5 protein-coding genes are annotated in these 4,816 nt (G+C 76.8%); 2 read left to right on the plus strand and 3 right to left on the minus strand.

Features of this window, described 5'->3' with window-relative positions:
• The first annotated feature begins 158 nt into the window (after positions 1 to 158).
• Positions 159 to 1,592: a protein kinase domain-containing protein gene (locus tag ACW0Q9_RS29185; RefSeq protein WP_456186763.1), complete on the plus strand. Its 1,434-nt coding sequence runs from the start codon at positions 159 to 161 to the stop codon at positions 1,590 to 1,592.
• A 13-nt stretch (positions 1,593 to 1,605) separates the two neighbouring features.
• Here ACW0Q9_RS29185 and ACW0Q9_RS29190 read toward each other — a convergent pair whose 3' ends face one another.
• From ACW0Q9_RS29190 to ACW0Q9_RS29200, 3 genes are all read right to left on the minus strand, one after another.
• Entirely contained in the window at positions 1,606 to 2,433 is an 828-nt protein-coding gene (locus ACW0Q9_RS29190; RefSeq protein ID WP_456186765.1) for an MOSC domain-containing protein, read from the minus strand.
• Complete coding sequence (locus ACW0Q9_RS29195) at positions 2,430 to 3,083, minus strand: phosphotransferase (RefSeq protein WP_456186767.1); 654 nt, start codon at positions 3,081 to 3,083, stop codon at positions 2,430 to 2,432. The genes ACW0Q9_RS29190 and ACW0Q9_RS29195 overlap by 4 nt, the downstream gene beginning before the upstream one ends.
• Before the next feature lie 77 nt (positions 3,084 to 3,160).
• Positions 3,161 to 3,853: a nitrilase-related carbon-nitrogen hydrolase gene (locus ACW0Q9_RS29200; protein ID WP_456186769.1), complete on the minus strand. Its 693-nt coding sequence runs from the start codon at positions 3,851 to 3,853 to the stop codon at positions 3,161 to 3,163.
• Between the two features lie 65 nt (positions 3,854 to 3,918).
• Here ACW0Q9_RS29200 and ACW0Q9_RS29205 point away from each other — a divergent pair, with 65 nt between their 5' ends.
• A complete protein-coding gene (locus tag ACW0Q9_RS29205) occupies positions 3,919 to 4,671 on the plus strand; it encodes a DedA family protein (protein ID WP_456186771.1) in 753 nt (250 codons plus the stop codon).
• Positions 4,672 to 4,816: the final 145 nt, after the last annotated feature.

The raw sequence follows: 4,816 nt of genomic DNA on the forward strand, positions 1-4,816 counted from the left end.
CCGGGTGCCCACCTGCCAGTCCTGACCCGGTCGGCGGCCCCGTCCCGGTGGCCGGCGCCACCCGGACGGGTTCATCTTCGGCCCGGAACCGCCCGATCGGCGCGGAACCGGGCACCGGGTTGGTGGGGCACCCCGCCGGCCAGGCACACTGGACCACCATGTCGCCGTTCACGCCCTCGCTCCGGCTGCACGATCGGTACGTCCTGCGCGAGCGCATCGGGCTCGGCGGGATGTCCGAGGTGTGGCGCGCCGACGACGAGGTCCTGCACCGCCCCGTCGCGGTGAAGGCCCTCGCCACGCAGCTCGCCGCCGACCCGCAGCTGCGCGCCACCATCCAGCGCGAGGCCCGGGCCGCGGCGCGGCTCACCCACCCGCACGTGACCCAGGTGTACGACTACGGCGAGGCCGGCCTCCCCGACGGCTCGGTGGTGCCCTACCTGGTGATGGAGCTGGTGGAGGGACGCACCCTCGCCGACCGGCTGACCAATGGCCCGCTTCCCTGGCCGGAGGCCGTCCGACTGGCCGGGCAGATCGCGGCCGCCCTCGCCGCCGCACACCGCATCGGCGTGGTGCACCGCGACATCAAGCCGGGCAACGTGATGCTCACCGAGACCGGGGCGAAGGTGCTCGACTTCGGCATCGCCACCCTGGCCGGGCCGCGGCACCCGCTCGCCGGGCAGACGGGCGAGCTGCTGATGGGCACCCCCGCCTACTTCGCGCCGGAGCGGATGACCCCGGGCCCGGCGAACCCGGCCAGCGACGTGTACGCCCTCGGCGCCCTGCTCTACCGCACCCTCAGCGGGCGCGCCCCGCTGCCCGTGCAGACCTGGGACGACGTGCTCGACGTGCGGGACAACCGGCCCCCGGTGCCGCCGCTGCGCATCCCCGGGCTGCCCGCCGACGTCGCCGACCTCACCCTGGCCTGCCTGGCCGTGGACCCGGCGCGGCGGCCCACCGCCGCCCAGCTCGCCACTCGGCTCGGCGCCGGCCAGCCGGCCGACCCGCCGACCGCGATCCTGCCCACGGTGTCCCGGCCGGAGCACCCGCCGACGCTGATCGAAAGGGCTCCCCGCCCGGTCCCACCGCCGCCCGCCTGGCCGGCCGGCCGGTCGAACCGGCTCATCGGAGCGCTGGTCGCCGCCGGGGTGGTGCTGCTGCTCGCCCTGGTCGGCACGCTCCTGCTCGACGACAACCCCGACACCCCGACCGGCACCGGGCCGGTCGCCGGCCCGTCGACGGGCACGACGCCCACGGAGGAGCCGTCCCCGTCGGCGCCGGCCACCTCCGGGCCGGCCAGCACCCGGCCGGCGCCGGTCACCCTGCGCCAGCTCGCCGGGCAGTTCGCCGACGTGGTCGACCAGGCGGTGGCGGACGGCCGGATCGACCGGAAGACCGCGAACGACCTGCGCGAGAAGGCCGCCGAGCTGGACCGGGGCAAGCCCCGGGACCGGGTGAAGCGCGTGGAGGACCTGCGCGAGCGGATCGACGACATGGCCGAGGACGGCAAGCTCGACGACGCCACGGCCACCGCCCTCCAGGACCTGCTCGACGCGTACGCGGGGCTGCGCGGGGACGGCCGGGGCGAGGGCTGAGCCGCCGCCCGGCTCAGGCCAGCCGCACCGGGTCACCCGTCCGCACCCGACCGGCGCGGACCACCTGCGCGTACGCGCCGACGCAGGGCTGCGGCGCCAGGCCGTCCAGCGGCACCACCCGGTTGAGGCGGGCCGGGACGCGCAGCGCCTCCGGGTCGCGGGGGAGCGGACCGTGCGCCAGGGTCGGCACCGCGCAGCGGGGCGTGCGGGCCAGCACCCGCAGCACCAGCTCGGGACCGATCCGCAGCTCCCGGCCCGGCCAGTCGTTCTCCTCGAATCCGGCACCGTCGGTGTCCAGCACCAGGTTCGGCCGGTAGCGCACCGGGTCCACCGTGCCCGACGGCAGCTCCGCCCCGATCCGCCGCAGCGTCGCGGTGGTCAGCAGGTGCACCGGGGCGAAGTCGACGAAGCCGCCGGGCGGCGCGGCTGCCCCGAGCCGCCCCTCGTCCACCGGCACGGGCACCGCCACCCCCGCGGCGAGCACCTCCTCGGGGCGGGACCGTTCGAGCACCGCGTCCGGCGGCGGGGTGCTGATCAGTGTCACCGGCGCCCCGAGCAGCGCGGAGAGCACGTCGTCCACCCCGTCGTCGCCGGCCCCGACGACGCGGCCGTCGGGCAGCGCGATCCGGACCCCGGCGTCGACGCCGCTGGCCCGCAACGTGGTCAGCGCCCGCCACCGGTACGGGTTCTTCGCGCTCGCCACCCGCCCCGTCTCCCGGTGCAGCAGGGCGAGCCGCCGGTCCCCGGCCAGCCCGGCCCCGTCCACGGCCACCTCGTCCAGCTCCTCGCCCAGCAGCGACTTCACCGGGTAGCGCCGGATGCCCGCCAGCCGCCCGCTCACCGGCCGGCCGCCCGGACCGTCGCCTCGACCAGGGCGGCCGCCTCGGGCAGCCGGGCGGTCTCGAGCGGCCCCAGTCCGCACCGCCGCGCAACGGCCTGCGGCGCCGGCGCCAGCGGCCCCGCCTCGGCCACGTACGCCGACAGCAGCTCGCCCGCCGCCGCCCGCAGCGGGAGCGAGGGGTCCACCGCGGCCTCCGCGATGATCAGCGCGGTCATCGCCCGGTCCAGTGCGGGCGGCCCCTCGGTGGCGGTGGCCCAGTCGATGACGACCGGGCCGGCGGGCGTGAGGAGCACGTTCTCCGCGTGCAGGTCGAGGTGCAGGAGTCGGACCGCGCGGTCGGCCGACCGGAGGGCCGGCAGCGCGTGCAGCCGGGCGTGCAGGTCGACGAGCAGCCGCGCCACGGTCCGGAGCGTCACGTCGCCGGCGACGAACGCCTCGACCAGGGTCGGGCCGGCAACCCGTTCGAGCACCAGGTCCGGACCGTCGGCGTGGTGCACCCGGGGCACCGGGTAGCCGGCGGCGTGCAGGTGGCGCATCACCTCGGCCTCGGCGCGCACGTCACCACCCGACCGGTAGCGGCGCAGCACCCGGCCGCCGGCCAGGGCGTACACGTCGGCGGTCCGGCCGGAGGCCAGGGGAGCGGTCGCCACGGGCTTCCTCCCTCCCGGGGCCGGCGGACCCCACCGCGCCACCCTAGGTGACCGGTCCGGCGCCGGGGCGTCCGTCCTCAATGGAGAACCGCCGCGACCAGTTCGCCGGTGCCCGTCCCGGCCCGGGCCACCGCCGAACCGGCCGGCGACCAGATCCCCGAACCCCCGGCCGCCCGCGAGTAGCCGCCACCGGTGGCGCCGGCGAAGCTGGCCACCGCCACCCACAAGCCGTGTGCGGTGGCGATCCGGCGGGCGCGTTCCTCCGGCACCGCCGCGTCCTCGGCCGACTCCAGCACGCCGGCCACATAGGCGTCCGCACCCCCGGCGACCGTCGCGGCGGCGTGCGCCGCGACGCCGGTGTCCCGGCCGACCGCCAGGCCCAGCCGCCAACCGTCCACCTCGAGCACCGCCGGCTCCGGCCCCGGCCGGAAATGCTGCGGCTCCGCGCCACCCAGCCACATCTTCCGGTACGCCACCCGGGCGCCGTCGCCGTCCACCGCCAGGACCGCGATGTGCCGCCCCACCACCGGCGCGCCCGCCAGCGCCAGGGCACCGCTGTCGGCGCAGGCCGCGACCAGGGGCGCGAGCCGGGCGTCGGCCGGGTCCAGCGGGGCCGCGTCCAACTCGTAGCCGGTGAGCGACAGCTCAGGGAAGACGACCACCCGCGCTCCGGCGACCCGGACCGCGGCGGCGTGCCGCTCGGCGTTGCCGGTGACGTCGTGCGAGCGGCAGAGCGGCTGGGCGACGGCCAGGCGCAGCGGCGTACGCATGCCCCGCAGCGTACTGGGCACCGCTTTCCGTGGTCGCCGGTCGTATCGCCTCGTAACGTTGTCGGATGATCGGAAACGCACAGCTCCTCGCCGGCCCCCGGGTGGCGGCTCCGCGCGCCGCCGAGCCGGCCGGCGAAGGACCCGTCGGTTGGGTCACCGGCCTGGTCGAACGGCTCGGCGGCCCGGGCGCCGGTCTCGCGGTGGCCCTGGAGAACCTCTTCCCGCCCATCCCCAGCGAGGTGATCCTGCCGCTGGCCGGGTTCACCGCCAGCCAGGGGCGGATGAGCCTGGTCGGGGCGATCGCGTGGACCACCCTCGGGTCGGTGCTGGGGGCACTGGCCCTCTACTACGTGGGCGCGGCCCTGGGCCGGGACCGGATGCGCGCCCTGGTCGGCCGGCTGCCGCTGGTCAAGTTGACGGACGTCGACCGCACCGAGGCGTGGTTCCTCCGGCACGGCGTCAAGGCCGTGTTCTTCGGCCGGATGATTCCGATCTTCCGCAGTCTCATCTCCATCCCGGCCGGCGTGGAACGGATGCCCGTGCCGGTCTTCCTGCTCTTCACCGCGCTGGGCAGCCTCATCTGGAACAGCGCCTTCGTGCTCGCCGGCTACCTGCTCGGCGAGAACTGGCACGTCGTCGAGACGTACGTCGGGACGCTGCAGAAGGGCGTCATCGTGGTCTGCGTCGGCGCGGTCGGCTGGTTCGTGGTCAGCCGGGTACGCCGGTCGCGCCGCCGCCGTCCCGCCCCCGCGGAGCCGGCCCGCGGCACCCTGTACCGGGGCGGCTGGTGGGTCCCCGAGGAGCCCGACGACCGCTGACCGCAGAGCAAAGGCGGCTGAGCAGGTGGGCTGGTGCTGGCCGGGGTCCAGGCAACTCGGACCTGGGGGTGAATGTCCGGTTCGCGCCGGACCGTGGGCAGTGAGTGGAACGCTATGTGTGTCTCCGGGGCCGGGATACACCCAT

This window comes from Micromonospora sp. I033 (genome assembly GCF_053890995.1).